This window comes from Xanthomonas sp. F4 (assembly GCF_011761895.1).
In genome coordinates this window covers 412,958-430,099 of record NZ_JAASQX010000001.1, presented here as the reverse complement: position 1 = coordinate 430,099, position 17,142 = coordinate 412,958, and the positions used below count along the sequence as shown (strand labels likewise).

General features: G+C 69.8%; 11 protein-coding genes. 2 read left to right on the top strand and 9 right to left on the bottom strand.

Annotated elements, in window-relative coordinates; genetic code table 11:
* Positions 1–123: 123 nt before the first annotated feature.
* The gene (locus tag FHR66_RS01840) at positions 124–798 is read right to left on the bottom strand and encodes a hypothetical protein (protein ID WP_160966689.1); all 675 of its coding nucleotides are present in this window, start codon (positions 796–798) and stop codon (positions 124–126) included.
* 362 nt (positions 799–1,160) lie between these two features.
* On the opposite strand from FHR66_RS01840, the gene FHR66_RS01835 reads away from it, so the two are divergent.
* Complete coding sequence (locus FHR66_RS01835; protein ID WP_160966687.1) at positions 1,161–1,547, top strand: hypothetical protein; 387 nt, start codon at positions 1,161–1,163, stop codon at positions 1,545–1,547.
* Positions 1,548–1,613: 66 nt separating this feature from the next.
* On the opposite strand, the gene FHR66_RS01830 is transcribed toward FHR66_RS01835, so the two are convergent.
* From FHR66_RS01830 to FHR66_RS01820, 3 genes are all read right to left on the bottom strand, one after another.
* Entirely contained in the window at positions 1,614–3,551 is a 1,938-nt protein-coding gene (locus tag FHR66_RS01830; protein ID WP_160966685.1) for a tetratricopeptide repeat protein, read from the bottom strand.
* 653 nt (positions 3,552–4,204) lie between these two features.
* The gene (locus tag FHR66_RS01825) at positions 4,205–5,023 is read right to left on the bottom strand and encodes a UDP-2,3-diacylglucosamine diphosphatase (RefSeq protein WP_160966683.1); all 819 of its coding nucleotides are present in this window, start codon (positions 5,021–5,023) and stop codon (positions 4,205–4,207) included.
* Positions 5,020–6,735 (bottom strand): lysophospholipid acyltransferase family protein, encoded by a 1,716-nt coding sequence (locus FHR66_RS01820; protein ID WP_343160670.1) that lies wholly within the window; start codon positions 6,733–6,735, stop codon positions 5,020–5,022. The genes FHR66_RS01825 and FHR66_RS01820 overlap by 4 nt, the downstream gene beginning before the upstream one ends.
* 206 nt (positions 6,736–6,941) lie before the next feature.
* Here FHR66_RS01820 and metK point away from each other — a divergent pair, with 206 nt between their 5' ends.
* Entirely contained in the window at positions 6,942–8,153 is a 1,212-nt protein-coding gene (metK, locus tag FHR66_RS01815; RefSeq protein ID WP_010342184.1) for a methionine adenosyltransferase, read from the top strand.
* A gap of 380 nt (positions 8,154–8,533) precedes the next feature.
* On the opposite strand, the gene FHR66_RS01810 is transcribed toward metK, so the two are convergent.
* The 5 genes from FHR66_RS01810 to FHR66_RS01790 form a co-directional block, all read right to left on the bottom strand.
* Entirely contained in the window at positions 8,534–9,778 is a 1,245-nt protein-coding gene (locus tag FHR66_RS01810) for a histidine-type phosphatase (protein ID WP_167087289.1), read from the bottom strand.
* 23 nt (positions 9,779–9,801) lie between these two features.
* On the bottom strand, positions 9,802–10,893 hold the full coding sequence (locus tag FHR66_RS01805) for a Ca2+-dependent phosphoinositide-specific phospholipase C (protein ID WP_343160669.1): 1,092 nt from the start codon (positions 10,891–10,893) through the stop codon (positions 9,802–9,804).
* 71 nt (positions 10,894–10,964) lie between these two features.
* A complete protein-coding gene (locus FHR66_RS01800) occupies positions 10,965–13,679 on the bottom strand; it encodes a TonB-dependent receptor (RefSeq protein WP_167087653.1) in 2,715 nt (904 codons plus the stop codon).
* Between the two features lie 448 nt (positions 13,680–14,127).
* Complete coding sequence (locus tag FHR66_RS01795; protein WP_160966681.1) at positions 14,128–16,080, bottom strand: lipase family alpha/beta hydrolase; 1,953 nt, start codon at positions 16,078–16,080, stop codon at positions 14,128–14,130.
* Positions 16,077–17,057, bottom strand: a complete 981-nt coding sequence (locus FHR66_RS01790) for an Lnb N-terminal periplasmic domain-containing protein (RefSeq protein WP_160966679.1) — start codon at positions 17,055–17,057, stop codon at positions 16,077–16,079. The genes FHR66_RS01795 and FHR66_RS01790 overlap by 4 nt, the downstream gene beginning before the upstream one ends.
* Positions 17,058–17,142 lie beyond the last annotated feature (85 nt).

Here is a 17,142-nt window from a genome sequence, read left to right as displayed (position 1 = left end):
GCGACCACCGACGCACCGGCACATGGCGCAATGCGATACAGGGGAAGGCGCCCATCGGGCCTCCCCCCTCGGCGTGTCTGGCCCGATCGGGTCTCCTGGAAGGCTGGCGGCAGATGGATCGACTCAGGGTTGCGGATTGGGAGTCGGGCTCGCCGTGTCGAAGATCACGTCGTGGGCCTGGCTCGAGACCGTGGCCGCCGCCCCGACGTCGTGATTCGAGAGGAAATAGCCACCCACGTCGCTCACGACGACGGCCAGCCATTTCCAGAACCGCCCTTTCGAAGTGACGCCGCTCTCGGCCGCCTGCTTGGACCAGTAGCCATTGGAATGCCTGGCCACGCTCAGCCCGCCCAGGATCAGCGCGCCGTTCTCGGACTTGGGATCGAGCCGCGCGATGGCCTCGCGCTCCAGCGCCTCGAACTGGGCCGCCGCGGCATCCATGTCCGCGGCGTTCTCGACGATCTGATCCATGCGAACGAGGAACGAGTACTCGTAGGCATTGAACTGCTGGCGCAGTGCGGGCAGGTTTTCCGTCAGGGACCGCGTCGGATCGATCGAGTCGACGATCGGCTGCTGCGTGGCGATGTACCGCTCCAGCGGCACGCCGGGGGCATAGCCGCACTTCTTGACCAGCAGGGTCAGCGCGTCCTCGGCCGTGGCATTCAGGTCCATCAGGCAGCCCAGGTACATGTTGTGCTGGATGCCGGCATGGTCCAACGGGTTCTCGGCCGCCAGCGCAGGGGTGCCGACGACGCTGCCCGCCAGCAGAGCGGTTGCGACAAGGAACTTCTTCTTCATGAGCGTTCTCTCGCTATATGGAAGGGATTGGAGATGGCTGGGATGCGTGCACCGCCCCCGGAGGAAGGCCACCGCCGCATCGACACACGGTGCGATCCGGCGATTCCAGGCTAGGCAGGGCGACGGCGCAGCACGAGGGCGAAGCCGGGCCGCCCATGGAATGAACCGGGTCGGATTGACGAAGCCCGGATACGAGCACCACCGGTCGCGGGCGCGCGATCCTGCGGCGCGGCGCGATGCCGCCACCGAAGAATCAATGCGTTAGCCGGATTTATTCCCGGTCTATACCCGTGGATGCGCTGGCATCGGCCGTCGCGCCACTCGTAGGCTGCGGCTTCCCTTCTGCGCATTGCGAGATTCCGATGCCTGCCTCCCGCTCCGTCTTTCATGCCGCCCTCGTCGCGGTCCTGCTGAGCTTGCCGCTGATCGCCCACGGCCACGACACCCTGCCACCGGACTGGTGCCTGGAGCAGGACCAGGAACCGGAGGTCGTGGTGAAGTTCGATTTCGACGGCCAGCAGCTGCGGCAGACCATGGACAAGTGCGGCGTGGTCGATAGCCACGAGCCGTACACGAATACGCTGAACACCATTGCCGCCTATTGCGAGGTGGTGGCCCCGTCGCGATCGGCCAAGCCCATCGTGCTCGGCCCGACGACCTTCCTGGCCCGCGACCACCACAGCGCCTACCGCATGGAACAAGGCTTGAAGGGCGCGTGCGTGGTCTGCCCGGCCAAGCGCGGGCGCTGACCCACCGTGCAGGCGCGCTCGCTCCTCAGGGCGGCCAACGGTCGCCAGCAGGGCGGCCAGGCACGCTCAGCCGAGCGCGTCCCGTCGGGTGTAGGCAAGCACCGTGTCGATCCGCGACTGCAGCGCGGCGCGCGCCTCTGCCGAGATTCCCTCGCAGTGCGCGAGCACGAAATAGGCCGAGCGCAGCACGTCCCGCCAGCGCGGGTTGCTGGGCAACTTGGAGACCGCCAGGTAGCGCTCCATCGCCCGCGCGCGCAGGCGGCCATCGTCGATGTTCACGCGCCAGATCCGGCTGCGCTCGGCCAACTCCAGCCGGCCGGTCGCCGTGGTGCGCTCCCAGGTGTCGATGACCGCGAGCATCAAGTCGACCAGCGCGCGTCGGAAGGCATCGCGCAACGCAGGCGCGGCGGCTTCCTGTTGCGTGTGCTCGGCCTGCGCGGTGTCCGACGCCGCGTCAGTGTCGCGTTCCTGCAGGGCGAGGACGACCAGGCCATCGCCGCCCCGCCAGGGTGCGAGGGTAACGGCGAGCGGTGTGCCGTGCCGCGCCACGACCTCGAGGCGCTGCGCGGCGCTGTCCTCCATACGCTCCAGCGCCGCCTGCAACGCCGGACGGTCGCGTTCGGCAACGCAGGCGAACACCGCCTGCCCTACCGGTTCGGCGGCGTCCGTGCCGCCAAGCAGCAGGCGGCCCGCACGATTGGCGGCCAGGACCTGGCCTTCGGCATCGAGCAGGCACAGCGCATCCTCGCGGCTGTCGAGCAAGGTCTGCAGCAGGCTGCGATCCTCGGCCAGCGCATCGGCCTCGCGCCGATAACGGGCGAGCTGCTCCTCGTGGCGGACCTGCCGCGCGGCCTGCAGCAAGCGCTCGCGCTGCCGGCGACGTTGCAGCAACAGCCACACGCCGAGCACGGCGGCGACGCCAGACACCAGCGCCAGCCACAGCAGCAGCGTGCGTTGGCGCAGCTGGGCCTGACGCAGGCGGTTTTCGCTTTGCAGGGCGTCGATGGTGCGCTGCTTTTCGGCGGTGTCGAAGCGGATCCGCAACCAGTCCAGTTGGCGATCGTGCTGCGCGCGCACCAATGCGGCGGCTTCTGCGTTCGCGCGCCGCAGGGTGGCGATGGCGGCCACCGTGTCGCCACTGCTTTCCTGCAGCCGTGCCAGTTCCTCCAGCAGTGGCACCCGCACCGGATCGCCGCCGGCGGCCGCGGCCAGCGCCTCGCGCAGGCGTGCCGCGGCCGCCGCGGCATTGCCTTCGAGCCGGGCCGTCCGCGCCAGTTGCAGCTGCAGTGCCGATGGCAGCGGCAGCGCCCACGCCTCGGCGAGCGCCAGCGCACTGGAACTCCAGCGTTGCGCCTGCGCCACATCGCCAAGCGCCAGCGCCGCACGGATCAGGCCGTCGTGGACACGCAGTTCGTACACCCGGCGGCCCTGCGCGCGGTACACGGCCAGGGCCTCCTGCAACCAAGCCAGCGCTTGCGGCGTGTCGCCGCTGTCGAGCGCCAGCTCGGCCATGGTTTCCTGCACGTGCGCGGCCTCGATGGCGTCGCCCTGCGCGCGGTTGGCGGCCAGCGCATCGCGGTAGTAGCGCATCGCGGTGTCGGACTCGCGCAGTTCGCGATAGACGTCGGCAATATTGGTGAGCACCGACGCCGCTACTGCGCCGTGCGCACGCTGCAGGTCCAGGCTTAGCGTCAGGTTGCGCAGGGCGCCGCGGAAATCGCCGAGCCGGCGCAGCGCCGCACCGACGTTGTTCAGATCGCGCGCCTGCCCCACGCGGTCGTGCAGCGAGCGGGACAGCGTGGCCGCGCACTCGAAGCGCGCCAGCGCCTGCGGCAGGCGTTCGCGACGGAAATCGAGAATGCCGCGGCGGCGCGTGAGTTCGTAGCGCCATCGCGCGTCGCCGGCATCGCCGATATTGGCCTCGGCGCAGTCCAGCGCCTGCTCGGCGGCGTCGAAGCGGCCGCCGTCGAGCTGTTCCTTGGCCCGTGCGAACAGCGCGTCCATCCGCGTGCCACCGGTTGTGTGCAAGGTCGACAGGCCGGCCTGCTGCAGGCACAGCATCGCATCCGGGAGTTTGCGCGGTGCCTCGGCATCGGTGCAGCCGTAGACCGTGTTCTGCGCGATCGCTGTCCCGCACGCCGCGAGCAGGACGCCCAGGCACGCCGCTCGGACGCGTGCCCGCTGCCACGCGCGTGCAGTGGTGGCCTGGGCCTGGAGGGTCGTGCTGCAAGACGCCGACCAGATCGGGCTCGACCACGTCCATGCGGATCGCAGCGACCGGCCGCACACTGCCTTCCCTGGTTTCACGTGCTCCACGGCTCCAGAACTGATCGGGATGCGGCGCAGGTGCGCCGCAGCGATATGGCCCGGGGCGACAACCGGGCGCGGCCATGTGCTCCTGCCCGGGCGTATCGCTCCATCGCAACGCAGTAGACCCGATGCGCTGGAGGCCGGGCAAGCGCACGCCGCGGCGCTATCCGCACCACGTCGATCATCATGGAATGGACGTCACGCCGAGTTCTACGCCGCCGTCCAGTGCCACTGTGGCATCGCTGCGTCCGGTCGACCCGCACCGTGGTTGCGGCATGCGCAGTCCACGACGTGCTCAGAAACTCCGCAGAGAGCGGCGCAGCGTAGCCGCGCGCGAACCGTCTGCCTCAGGCCGCACGCGGCCAGGCGTTCTCCTGCACCAGCCGCAGGCGCGGCGGCAGTTCGCGCAGCACGTCGCCGCGATGCGAGAGCAGGCGCAGCGTGCCGTCGGCCTCCTCGGCGAGCGCGGTGAGGCTTTCCACCCAGTCGCCGTCGTTGGCGTAGACCAGGCCATCGCGTTCGAACAGGCCGGCGCGGTGCACATGACCGCAGATCACCCCGTCCAGACCGCGACGGCGCGCGTCGTCCAGGCCGGCAGTGACGAAGCGCTCGATGTAGCGCTCGGCCGCGCTGCTCTGCCGCTTCAGGTAGTCGGCCAGCGACCAGTAGCGCATGCCCAGGCGGCGGCGTACGCGGTTGGTCAGCTGGTTGCCGGTGAGAATGCGGTAGTACAGCCAGTCGCCGAACTTCTCCTGCAGGCCGCCGAACTGGGTCACGCTGTCGTAGTCGTCGCCGTGCACCACCAGCAGGCGGCGTCCGTCGGCGGTGGCGTGCACCGCGCGGCGGCGCACCTGCATCGCCGGCAGCGCCAGCCCGCAGAAGCGGCGGATCGGCCGGTCGTGGTTGCCGGGCACGTAGATCAGTTCGGTGCCGCCACGGGCCAGCGCATGCAGTGCATCGATCACGCGCTGGTGCGCCGCGCTCCACACCGCGCGGCGCTGCGCCATCCACCAGAAGTCGACGATGTCGCCGACCAGGTACAACTGTTCGCAGCGTAGGCCGCCGAGGAAATCGGCCAGTTCGCGTGCATGGCAATGCGGCGCACCCAGGTGCACGTCGGAGACGAACACCGCGCGGCGCGGCGACAGGCTGCTGACCGGATTCATGCCACCACCTCTGCTTCGTTGCGGGGACGTTCGAGGTAGCGCGCGCGCTTCTTGCTGCGGATGCGCTGCAGGTCCAGCTCGATCAGGCCGTCGACAGCGTCGTTGAACGCCGGATCCACGCCGAAGGCGAGGAAGCGCGCGCCGCCGGGTTCGCACAGATCGGTGTACTGCTTGTAGAGCATCGGCACCGCCGCACCCAGCGCGTCGAGGTTGCCCTTGAGCACCTTGAAGGCGGTGTCGGCGTCCAGTTCGTCGAACGCCGACGGCGCTTCCGGATACGGGAACGGCCGCGCCGAGGCGGCTTCGCCGCTGGCGTCGCCGTAGTAGCGCGCGTAGTAGGCCACGATCTGTTCGCGTGCCTGCTGCGGCAACGCGGCGCTGATCGACACCGCGCCGAACAGGTAGCGCACCTGCGGATGGTCTTGCAGATAGGCGCCGATGCCCTGCCACAGGTAGTCGATGCTGCGGCTGCCCCAGTAATCAGGCACAACGAAGCTGCGGCCCAGTTCCATGCCCGCGGCGATGCGCGGCAGCATGCCCTCGCCGTAGCGGAACAGTTCGGCGGTGTAGAAACCGGCCAGGCCGCGCTCGGCCAGCACCGGCGCGCCGCGAGCGACCCGGTAGGCGCCGACCACGCGGGTGGCGGCGCCGTCCCACAGCACGATGTGCTCGTACCAGGTGTCGTAGTCGTCCAGGTCCAGGCGCCGGCCGGTGCCCTCGCCCACCGCGCGGAAGGTCAGCTCGCGCAGGCGGCCGATCTCGCGCAGCAGCGCCGAGCCGGCACGCAGCCGGCCGACGCGGATCTGCTTGCCGTCCAGGGTGTGGCCGAGGCTGCGCAGGCTCGCCACTTCCACGGCCAGCTGCGCCGGGTCCTCGGCGGCGACCAGCGCTTCCTCGCTCGGCGCGGCCTGCCCGCCGCTGCGGCCGAGCGCATACAGCTCGCTGCGCAGGCGCCGCATCAGCTCGGCTTCGGGCAGGTCCTGCGGCAGCGCGCGGGCGCGGCCCAGGCTGAGCGCGATGCGGCGCTCGCGGCGGGCGAACATCTCCCGCGCCAGCAACGCGGTCCCGGCCGGCTTGAACAGCGCCGAGGCGCCATAGAACAGCGCCGAGTTGCGCGCATGGATGCGCACCGGCAACACCGGCGCGGCACTCCGCAGGGCGAAGCGCAGGAAGCCGCGGCGCCAGCGCCCGTCGGCGACGCCGCCCCAGCCCAGCCGCGAGACTTCACCTGCCGGGAACACGATCACACATTGCTCCTGCGCCAGCGCCTGCTCGATCGCCCGCACGCTGGCCGGCGACGGCGCACCGCCGAGGATGCGTACCGGCAGCAGCAGGTCGCGCAGCCCTTCCAGCGCCCACAGGAAATCGTTGGCGACGATCTTCACGTCGCGCCGCACCTGGCCGACACAGTCCAGCAGCGCCAGCGCATCCAGCGCGCCGGAGGGGTGGTTGGCGACGATCAGCAGGCGCCCGCGCGCCGGGATGCACTCGGCGGCGGTCGGCCCAACCACGTAGCGGGCCTGCAGGAAATCCAGTCCCGCCTGGACCAGGGCGAACCCGCGCAGGTCGCGGTTGGCCTCCAGGAACGCGTCCAGCGCGTCCAGTCCCGACCATTTCTGCAGGCCGCGCAGCAATGGCCGGACCAGCCGCGAGCGGCGCCCGGCAAACCAATGCGGGTAACGGTCCTGAAGACGGCGTTCGAGTGCGAGCACGGCAAGCCCCCTTGCTGACTGCGCACAGCTTCGGCCGCGGCGGCGACACCGATCTTGCAATCTGGCTACGGCAAGGTGACGGGCGCACCGTGGCGCGCCAACCGGTTAACCTTGGGCAACGTCGGCCCCGGGCACCATGCACGCCGCCCGGCGCCCGTGTATCATTCGCCTCCATCTTTTCATCCGAATACAAGGATATAGCCGCGATGTCCAGCTATCTCTTCACCTCCGAGTCGGTCTCCGAAGGCCACCCGGACAAGATCGCCGATCAGATCTCCGATGCGGTGCTCGACGCGATCCTGACCCAGGACAAGCGCGCGCGCGTGGCCTGCGAAACGCTGGTCAAGACCGGCGTGGCGATCGTCGCCGGCGAAATCACCACCAGCGCCTGGATCGACCTGGAAGCGCTGACCCGCAAGGTGATCCTGGACATCGGCTACAACAGCTCCGACGTCGGCTTCGACGGCGAGACCTGCGGCGTGCTCAACCTGATCGGCAAGCAGTCGCCGGACATCAACCAGGGCGTGGACCGCAAGAAGCCGGAAGAACAGGGCGCCGGCGACCAGGGCCTGATGTTCGGCTACGCCACTCGCGAGACCGACAGCTTCATGCCGGCCGCCATCCACCTGTCGCACCGCCTGGTCGAACAGCAGGCCAAGGTGCGCAAGAAGAAGAACTCGCCGCTGGCGTGGCTGCGCCCGGACGCCAAGAGCCAGGTCACCCTGCGCTACGAAGACGGCGTGGCGACCGCCATCGACGCGGTGGTGCTGTCCACCCAGCACGACCCGGACATCAAGCAGAAGCACCTGGTCGAAGCCGTGCGCGAGGAAATCCTCAAGCCGGTGCTGCCGGCCAAGTGGCTGCACAAGGGCACCAAGTTCCACATCAACCCGACCGGCAAGTTCGTCATCGGCGGGCCGGTGGGCGACTGCGGCCTGACCGGGCGCAAGATCATCGTCGACACCTACGGCGGCTGGGCGCGCCACGGCGGCGGCGCGTTCTCCGGCAAGGATCCGTCCAAGGTCGACCGCTCGGCCGCTTACGCCGCGCGTTACGTCGCCAAGAACGTGGTCGCCGCCGGCCTGGCCGACCGTTGCGAAGTGCAGGTCTCCTACGCCATCGGCGTGGCCGAGCCGACCTCGATCTCGGTCACCACCTTCGGCACCGGCAAGATCGCCGACGACAAGATCGAGAAGCTGATCCGCAAGCATTTCGACCTGCGTCCGTTCGGCATCATCCAGATGCTCGACCTGATCCACCCGATGTACCAGCAGACCGCCTCGTACGGCCATTTCGGCCGTACCCCGAAGGCCTTCACCTACACCGACGGCACCGGCGCCCAGCACCAGGCCACCGCGTTCTCGTGGGAGAAGACCGACCGCGCCGAGGCACTGCGCGCGGACGCCAAGCTGAAGTAAGCCGGCCTGCCGCGCTTGCGACACGGAACGGGCCGCACTGCGGCCCGTTCTGCGTTTGGGGTGATGGGTGGTGCTGAACCGTCGACACAGACGCTGTCGCGGATGCGTCGTCGTAGGCCACCGCCTCCGTGACTGGGCGTCACGACGAACGCCTGTCGCGGCTGAAGCCGCTCCTACAGGATCAGCAGCGCATCGCGGTCGCCGCGAGCAAAGGACACGGCACCGCAATGCCGGGCAACGCGTCATCCATTCACGCGTCAGCACGCCGCCCGTCGTAGGAGCGGCTCAGCCGCGACGGGCATTCCTGGGAAGGCCTGTCGCGGCTGAAGCCGCTCCTACGACGAGCAGACGAGCAAAAGCGCAGAGGCGCGGCGAACTGCTCAGCCGCGCCGCTGTAGCGCCGCCTGCAGCAACGACTGGAACTTCGGCAGCGGGCACAGCCCGGTCGCTGGATCGCTGCAACCCGGAATCTGCAGGGTCTGCAGCAGCGGCGGATGGCGCAGGCTCAGCGGGGTCAGTGCGCGCAGCTGGTCCAGCGACTGCGCCTGGTAGCGCACGCGCACGTAGCGCTGGCCGTCGCGTGCGTCGCGCACCTGCTCCACCACCAGCGCACCGCCCGGGGGTGCGTCGTCGCGGCCGAAACCGGGCAGATGGAAGTGCAGGTCGAGCAGGCCGCTGAGCGCGGCGATATGGGTGTCGCTGGCGACCAGCACGCTCAGCCGCGGCGCGTCGGCCGCATCCAATGTGTCCAGCAGGCGGTGCGCCAGCGGCGCGCCTGCGCGCGCGGCCATGTACTGCGGCCGCGCATAGATCTCGAACAGCAGGGCATGCAGGCGCGACACCGCAGCGATGCGCGCCGGGGTCGCGCGGCCCCAGCCGACCTGGTCCAGCGGCATGCCTTCCGCGTATTGCAGGATGAACACCTCGGCCGTGCCCGAGGTCAGGTCCAGCGGTCCGTGCAGGGCCAGGCTGCGTCCGTTCCCGCCCGGAGTCAGCGACGACGGCATGTGCACGAAGTCGCAGGTGTCGGTACAGCCAAGGATCTCCTGCATGGTCCGCAGTTCGCGTGCATACGGTGCCAGCACCGCGCCCGGCCCACCGGTCTGGCGCTGGATCGAGGCCACCGCGGCGGCGGCATCGAACTCCACCGCGCCGGCTTCCACCGGGCGGAACAGCGGGTCGTCACTGCCCTCGGCCTGGTGGCCGGCCTGCAGATGGCAGACGGGCGCGAGGGTGTCGGCGAGCAACTGCGCGCTGACGATGGTGCGCTGGTCGGTGTTGGCGTAGATGCTGACCGTGCCGTCGGCGGGGCAGCCCTGGGCCGGCAGCACGCCATCGCGCAGCAGCCATTGCCGGGTGTAGTCGCCGCTGCGCTCCACCGCGGTGCGGCCATGCGCGGTAAGCAGGCTCGGCGGCGTGTCCCATACCGGCCAGGGCTGCGGCGCCAGCGCAGCAGCCGCGGCCTCGCCCGGCAGCGGTGCGCGTACGCCATGGCGGAACAGCATCCACACCTTTTCCACCTGAAGCGCGGGCGCGGGCGCAGTCTTCGGCGCCGGCCGCGCCTGCGCGCCCAACGTCGCCACCACCAATACGCCCCACAGCATCCAGCGCAAGCTTGTCTTCATCGTCGTTCCCAAGATGGAAAATCTCATGGCGCGGTCGCGCCGCAGTCAGCGGTGACCCGGTCGCAGCGCAGGCCCGTGGCGATGCCGAGCCAGTAGTGCAGTTGCTGCGGATCCGGCGCGCCGGCGTAGTAATCGGTACTGATCCACTGCGCGCCGGCATCCAGCGCCGCCTGCGCACGGCGCCGGTCGTGCGCACGTGCTTCGCGGCCTTCGGCATCGGCGCGGGTGCGCACCACGAAGCCCTGCGCGACCAGCGCGCGGATCCGCGACGCCTCGGCCAGCGGATCCTCGATCGACAACACCGCCGCCTCCGGCTGGTCCGGCGCATACCAACCGAACATCATGCGTCCGCGCAGCGATGGATGCTCCTGTCGATACAGCGCCTCGTGCCGCGGATTGCCGTCGAGCACGAACAACATGCGGCCACGCGCCTGCGCCACGCGCGGCCAGGCATGCGCCAGCACCGCGTCGCGCAGGCTCGGCGCGGCGCCGCGCACATCATCGGGCACGATCAGGCGTGCGCGCCCGACCACCTCGGCGATGTCGCGGTCCAGCGCGTCCAGATCGTTGGCATCGAAGGCGGCACGGTGCGGCCACAGGCCCGGCACCGGATCGAAATCCACCGCGTTGACCAGCACCACCAGCGGCGCATGCCGCGGGTGCGCGCGCGACCAGGCGGCAAGGATCGCCAGGCAGTCGCGGAAGCGCAGGCAATGGCTGGCGTAGTCCAGGCCCGGCTGGTGCAGGACCTTGGCGCCTGGCGCATGCATCCTGGCGCGGGTCGCCGCATCGGCACGCGCATACGGCGCGGCATACAGGCCGCCGTGCGGGTCGGCGGCCACGTCGAGTTCGAGTTGCCGCAGGCCCAGCGCGAGCTGGGCCTGCGGCGAAGGATGGCCATAGGCCAGTGCCGGCCATTCGGCGGCGTCGTGCGCCTGCAGGCGCTGCCGCACCTGCGCCGTCGGCACCGGCCGATAGCTGTTGTGCGAGCCGAGCAGTTGCACCTGGTCCAGGCGCAAGCCGTCGATCGGCACTGTCGCCGGTGCCTCTGCCGCGCTGGCCGCTCCCGGCAGGCCAATCAGCGCCAGCCAGACGAGCAGCAGCGCGCTGCACACAACGCCCCACCCGCCGCGCGGCAGAGGGCCGTGCGGCGGGTGGGGACGTCCAGCGTGCGCAAGCGCCCGGTTCAGAACGTGTACTTCACGTTCAACAACGCAGTGCGGCCGGCATCGACGATGTCTGAGATCGCGGTGCTGTTGCGACCCACGTGCGCCCAGTAGCTCAGGCGATTGGTGAGGTTGGCCACCGACAGGTCGGCACGCAGGTGCTCGTTGAAGGTGTAGCCGACGTGCAGGTCCACGCGGGTGATCGGCTTGACCCACAGGTCGTCCCAGGTCGCGCCGCGGTTGTAATAGTCGTACACCGAGACGTATTCGCCGGAATAGTGGTAGGCCAGGTTCACCGACAGCGGACCCTTCTCGTAGAACAGTTCGGCGTTGGCCATCAGGTCCGGCGCGTTCTGGATGCGCTCGTCGTGGAAGCCGTCCATGCCCAGGTCCACGCGGGTGGTCTGGCGGGTGAGGTTGGCACCGATGCCGAAGCCGTCCAGCGGAGCCGGCATGCCCTGCAGGGTCTGCCGCACCGCGGCTTCGAGGCCCAGCACCTTGCCGTCGCCGCCGTTCTGCGGACGCACGTAGCGCACGTTGCCGGCGCCGGCGCTGCTGCCGGCGTTGGCCGGATCCGAGCCGCTCTCGTAGATGTAGTCGGTCAGGCGCTTGTAGTAGCCGGCCAGCATGGCGTGGCCGCCATGACCGTTGTCCCACTCGCCGGACAGGTCCACGTTGAGCGACTTGATCGGCTTCAGGTCCGGGTTGCCCTCGGTGATAACCGTGGTGCCGTCGCTGGAGACGTCGTAGTTGGCGCCGCCGCCGAGCTGCACCAGCGCCGGCCGGGTGTAGCTGGTCCACACCGAGGCGCGGTACACCGCATTGCCGGCGCCCGGGCGGTAGTTCAGGAACACGCTCGGCAGCGGCACGTCGTAGCTGGTGCGGTTGCTGCTGAAGAAGCCGGGCAGTTCGTTGCCGTTGGCGTCTTCGGGCATGGTCCAGAAGGTGTTGCGGATGCTGGTGTGCTCGAAGCGCACGCCCGGGATCACTTCCAGGTCGCCGCTGCGGAAGGTGGCCATCGCATACGCCGAGGTGACCGCCTCGTCGCCGCGCATGGTCGCGCAGTTCTGGTTGTTGATCGCCAGGCTGCCGCAGGTGTCGAAGCTGGCCGCGGTCAGGTGCTGGGCGATCATCGCCTTCAACCCGCCGTTGCTGAGCTTGACCGTCGGCCACGCGTACTTGCCCGGGTACACCGAATCGTACTGGCCCACCACCAGGCCGGTGTTGCGCAGCAGGGTGCCGTCGGTGAACTTGCTGTTGGTCCAGTCGCGCGAGGTGAAGTCGCGGGAGCTGTCGACGTACTTCACGCCGAACTGGATGTTGCTCAGCGCGCCCTGGTCGAAGTCGTAGCGCACGTCGAACTTGGCGCCGCCCTTGGTCTGGCCGCTGTAGGACTTGGTCAACTGGCCGTAGCGGCGCGCATACAGGCTGCCGATGTCGCTGGCCTGGGCCTGGATCGCCGGGGTCAGCAGCGGCTTGGGGAAGCCTTCGCTGTCGTAGCCGGAGAAGGTGTTGGCGCCGCCGTACGGGAACTGGGTCGAAGCGTACTGGTCCACGCGCGCGGAAATTTCCACGTGGTCCGGGCGATCGTTGTCGCCGTAGCTGTAGAACAGGTTCGGCGACAGCGTCCAGTTGCCCAGTTGCTTGTCGGCGCCGAACTGGAAGGTGGCCAGGTCCGCCACTTCCGGGTTGGTCTCGTACCAGTAGCGCACCGCAACACGGTTGATCTGCGGCTGATACACGCCGGTATTGCCGATCTGCACCAGGCTCACGTTGGCCGGCACCAGCTGGGTGTAGCCGGTGTTCTGCTCGGTCTTGGCGTAGGCGTAGGTGGCGCGCGCGTACAGTTGCAGGCTCGGGTCGACGTGCCAGTCGAAGGACACGTTGCCGCCGTAGCGCTTGGTGTCGCCGGCGGAATAGCCGATGTTGGCGCCGGTGGCCATCAGCAGGTCCTGCGGATCGTAGCCGGGCGCCGGCTGGCCGCTGGCGGTGGTACGCGAGAAGTACTTGCCCGACCAGTCGCCGCGCGAGGCGGCGGCGTTGGCCACTTCGCTGTTCACGTAGTGGCGCTCGTCGTAGTACGCGCTGGTGTAGATGCCGAACTGGTTGTCGGCGCCGAACTTGGCGTGGAACTCGCCGGATGCGCCCTCGCCCAGGCCGCTGTCGCCGTAGTCGCGCGCACGGCTTTCCATGCGGCCGCTGGCAGTGACGCTGCCGCCCATCGCCTCGCTGTAGTCGAAGCCGCTGGGGGTGCGGTAGTCGATGGTGCCGCCGATCGCGTCGCCGTCCATCGCCGCGGTGGAGGTCTTGTTCAACACGATGGTCTGCAGGCCCGACGGCGGCAGCAGGCTCAGTTGCACGCTGCGGCTGTAGGGCAGGCCCTGGGCGACGTTGACGCCGTTGATCAGGTTGACGTTGTACTCGGCGTTGAGGCCGCGCACCGAGGCGAACATGCCCTCGCCGCGCGCGGCGCCGTCGACGCCGCCGAAGTACGACTGCCCGGTGTTGACCACGTTGACGCCCGGCAGCAGGCCCAGCGCCTCGGCGATGTTGTGCACGGCGGTGTACTTCAGGTCTTCGGCCGACAGCACGTTGGCCGTGTTGGTGGCCGCCATCTGCATGTCCGCGGCGTTGTAGCGGGTGACGGCGACGGTGATCTTGTCCAGGGTCTTGGCGCTGGCGTCGGACGCGGGGTTCTGCGTCTCCTGCGCATCCTGCGCCTGGGCCAAGGCCATCGGCGCGACACCGAGCAACGCTGCGGCGATCGCCCATGACAGGCGTTTGGGAAGATGGATCGAGTGCGACATGAAGAATCCGAGCGTAGGCGCGACCAACGGAATGTTCCGCAGGCCGGGCATGGTGGGGAGAGAGGCCGTGATCGTGTTCACGGCGGCGCGCATTGTTGGCGGGCGCGGCTGCAATTTGATGACAACGATGTCACCCACCGCCATCGGCCATCGATCCGACGCATTTCCCGCGGAATTCGGCACAACCGCGACGATGCACGGCGCGGCGCTACGGGGCGTGGCGCCAAGGCAAGCGCGACGCGTTGGGCGCGTCTATCCGAGTTGCGTGGAGATGGGGCTGCAGGGATGCGTCGCCCGCCTCTCGGTGGGTGCGGTGCGCGACGCAATGCCGCCGCTGCGCTTCGAGACGCTGGCGCGGCCGAGCGCCGCGGTGTCCTCAGCGCGGCGTTGCGGCGGCGTCGACCTGCAGCTGCGCGTGCAGGATGCGGCGGATCTCCAGGATCGCCTGCGGCGTCTCCTGCACGCTGTGGCCCGAGGTGATCACCAGTTCGGAGACCGCGCCAGGCAGATGTGCGCTGCGGTACGGCACCAGCCCATCGTCGGAATCGGCCAGCGGCACCGCCGGATCGCGGCGGGCGATGATGGTGTGGTAGCGCACCGCCGGCGCGATCGGCAACTCAGCCGCCGCGCGCACGAACGGATCGGTGTCGCGCAGGTTGTCGATGCTGTTGGGCACGCGCACCGGCGCGCCATCGGGCCCGTCGATTCCCTGCAGCAGAGTATTCAAGCGATCAAGCAGCGTCACCGGCAGGCGTACCAGGCGCCCGGCCAGGCGCCCGAGGCGGCCTTCGGCGAAGGTGGTGCCGCGTTGCGGCGCGGCGATGAAGATGGCGCGGTCCACCTCCGGCAACGGCGCGAAGCGCAGCAGCGGCTGCAACTGCGCCAGCGCCTGCGGATCCAGCGGGCGGCGGTCGCCGCGTGCGCCGATCAGCTCGTTCCACAGCGTGTCGCCGGAGTCGCTGACCAACAGGCGCCCGATCACCCCGCCCATGCTGTGGCCGATCAGCACCATGTGCTGCGAGGCCGGCGCCTGCCCCTGCGGATCGAAATGGCGCAAGGTCTGCTGCAGTAGCGCGTCGATCTGCGCACGGTTCCAGGCGATCGGCATGTTGGTCGGATAGTAGACCTGCCAGATCTGGTAGTGGCGGCGCAGCTGCTCGTCGCCCATCAACTCGTTGGCGACGTTGACCCAGGCTTCCGGACTGCTGGCCAGGCCGTGTAGCATCAGGATGATGCGCCGGTCCGGATCGTACGGCTGCATCAGGTACAGATGCGGCTGCTCGATGCCATCCTCGCGGCCGAGCATCGAGCGCAGCGACTGCCGCGCGAAGCCGGCACGGGCCAGCCACAGGCCGTAGGCGGCGGTGAAGTTGGCCGCCAGCGGCAGGCGTTGGCCGTGCACCTCGACCTCGCCATCGCGATACGGATCGTAGGGCGCGACCACCACGCTGCGGGTGTCCAGCACCTGCGCCAGGCTGTCGCCGTCGAAGCGCAGCAGCACCGTGGTCGGCGCATACGGCATCTCGCTGAAGGCCGGCGCGTGCGGGTCCGGCGCGGTCTTGGCAGCGGTTGCCGCGGTCGGGTCGCCGACCTTTGACGGCGCAATCTCCGCGACCAGCTCGGCGCCGAAACCGTCGCGCCGGTAGGTGCTGCGCAGGCCGTCGAAGCGCAGCGTCGACGCCGGCAGCATCGCGTCCGGCCGCGCCACCCCGCCGGGCAGGCGGAAACTGCCCATGTCCGCGCGCACCTGCCAGCCGGCCGTGCGCAGCATGTCGTCGTCGTGCAGTTCGCCGCTGGCGCTGCCGGCACGCCAGCGCAGGAACAGCTCGCCGACCACCTGCTGCACCGCGTAGTTGTAGTAGTCGCGCACCTGGGTCTGCCGGTCCTCGAACGCGCGCGCGCTGGCCGGACGCTGGGTATAGAACAGATAGGCGTAGGCGTAGCGCGCGGCCTCCAGCCAGGCCTGCAGCGTCGCATCGTCCAGCGCCCTCGCCTGCCGCGGCGTGCGCACATTGGCCGCATGCACCCACAGCTCCGACAGGGTCGCCAGCCGCCGCTCCTGGTCCAGCCCCTGCAATGCGCGCAGCTGCGTGGCGCAGGCCGCAACGTCCGCCTCGCAAGTCTTGGGATCGAGCGCGAGCACGCGCAGCGTCTCCAGGCTGGCGTCGCTGAGCTTGCCGGTGCTGAGGACGTCGCCACGCTGGGTGGCGATGTAATCGGCGGCGCTGCGCGACTGCACGCTGACCATCGCGCAGCCGGTGCCGAGCAGCAGCGCGGCAGCCAACAGCCCGGTGCCGGCGCAGCGGGCAAGACGTGCGCGCAGGGTCATGGCGTGGCCGCCGGATCGTCGCCGGGAATGCCGGCGCGAATGCGCGTGGAGAAGTCGGCGTCAGCGCCCGCAACCCGCGCGCGTTCGCCGATACGGCCGCGCGCACGCAGCGTGGCCAGGCTGTAGCCGGGCATGAAGCCGTGCTGCGCGTAAACGTAGGAAGGCAGGTAGCCGGACAGCAGCAGGCGGACGTCGAGCGGTAGCGCGGGATCGAGCTTGCGCGCCAGTTCGAACACGATGGTGGTGCAGTTGCTGGTGGCGGTGTTGTAGAACCGCGGCGTGCGCTGCAATTGCTGCGCCCGCGCCACGTAGCCCAGGAACAGCTGGCGCAGTTGCGCGCGCGACAGGTTGAGCCGATACAGGTACACGTCCTCGCCGCGCACGTTGCTGCGCACCGCCAGAATGTCGCGCTCGTCGGCAGCCACCATCACCTGCTCGAAATTGCGGAAGAATCCGGCCAGCGCCGAGAACGCCTCGCCGCGCTCCTTGCGGATCTCCAGCGAGAACACCACGCGACGGCCGTCGTCGAAGCCGAACGAGACCAGGGTGTGGGCGATCGCCGGCCCCATCCAGTACGACAGCGCCAGGTCCGCCGAGGCCAGTCGGTCCAGATCGTAGCGGCGGGTCTCCCAGTGCGGGGTGTAGTCGTGGTCGCTGCGCCAGGCGAAGTTGCGCACGTTGTGCAGGGTCACCACGTGCCCGTCCACCTGCGGCTGCAGCAGTTGCGCGACATCGTCGGCCCAGTCGCGGTTCTGCTGCGGCTGCAGCGCCGACCAGCCCACCGCCATGCCCGCGCAACCGACCGCGAACAACAGCGGCAGTACGCGGTACTCGCGCGGATGCCGCAGGCCCCACAGCGCAGCGGCGCCGAGCGCGGCCCACAGCAGCGCCGAGCCGTAGCGCACCACGGCGCCGGTATGCGGCAGGTAGCTCAGGAACAGCGCGCCCCACAGGCTGGCGGCAAGGATCGCCAGCATCGCCAGCGCGCGTGCCAGCCGCCGCGGCCAGCGCCGTCTGGGCGCGCCCGTGTCCGCCGCGGCGCGCTGCCGCGCAGCGCCGGCA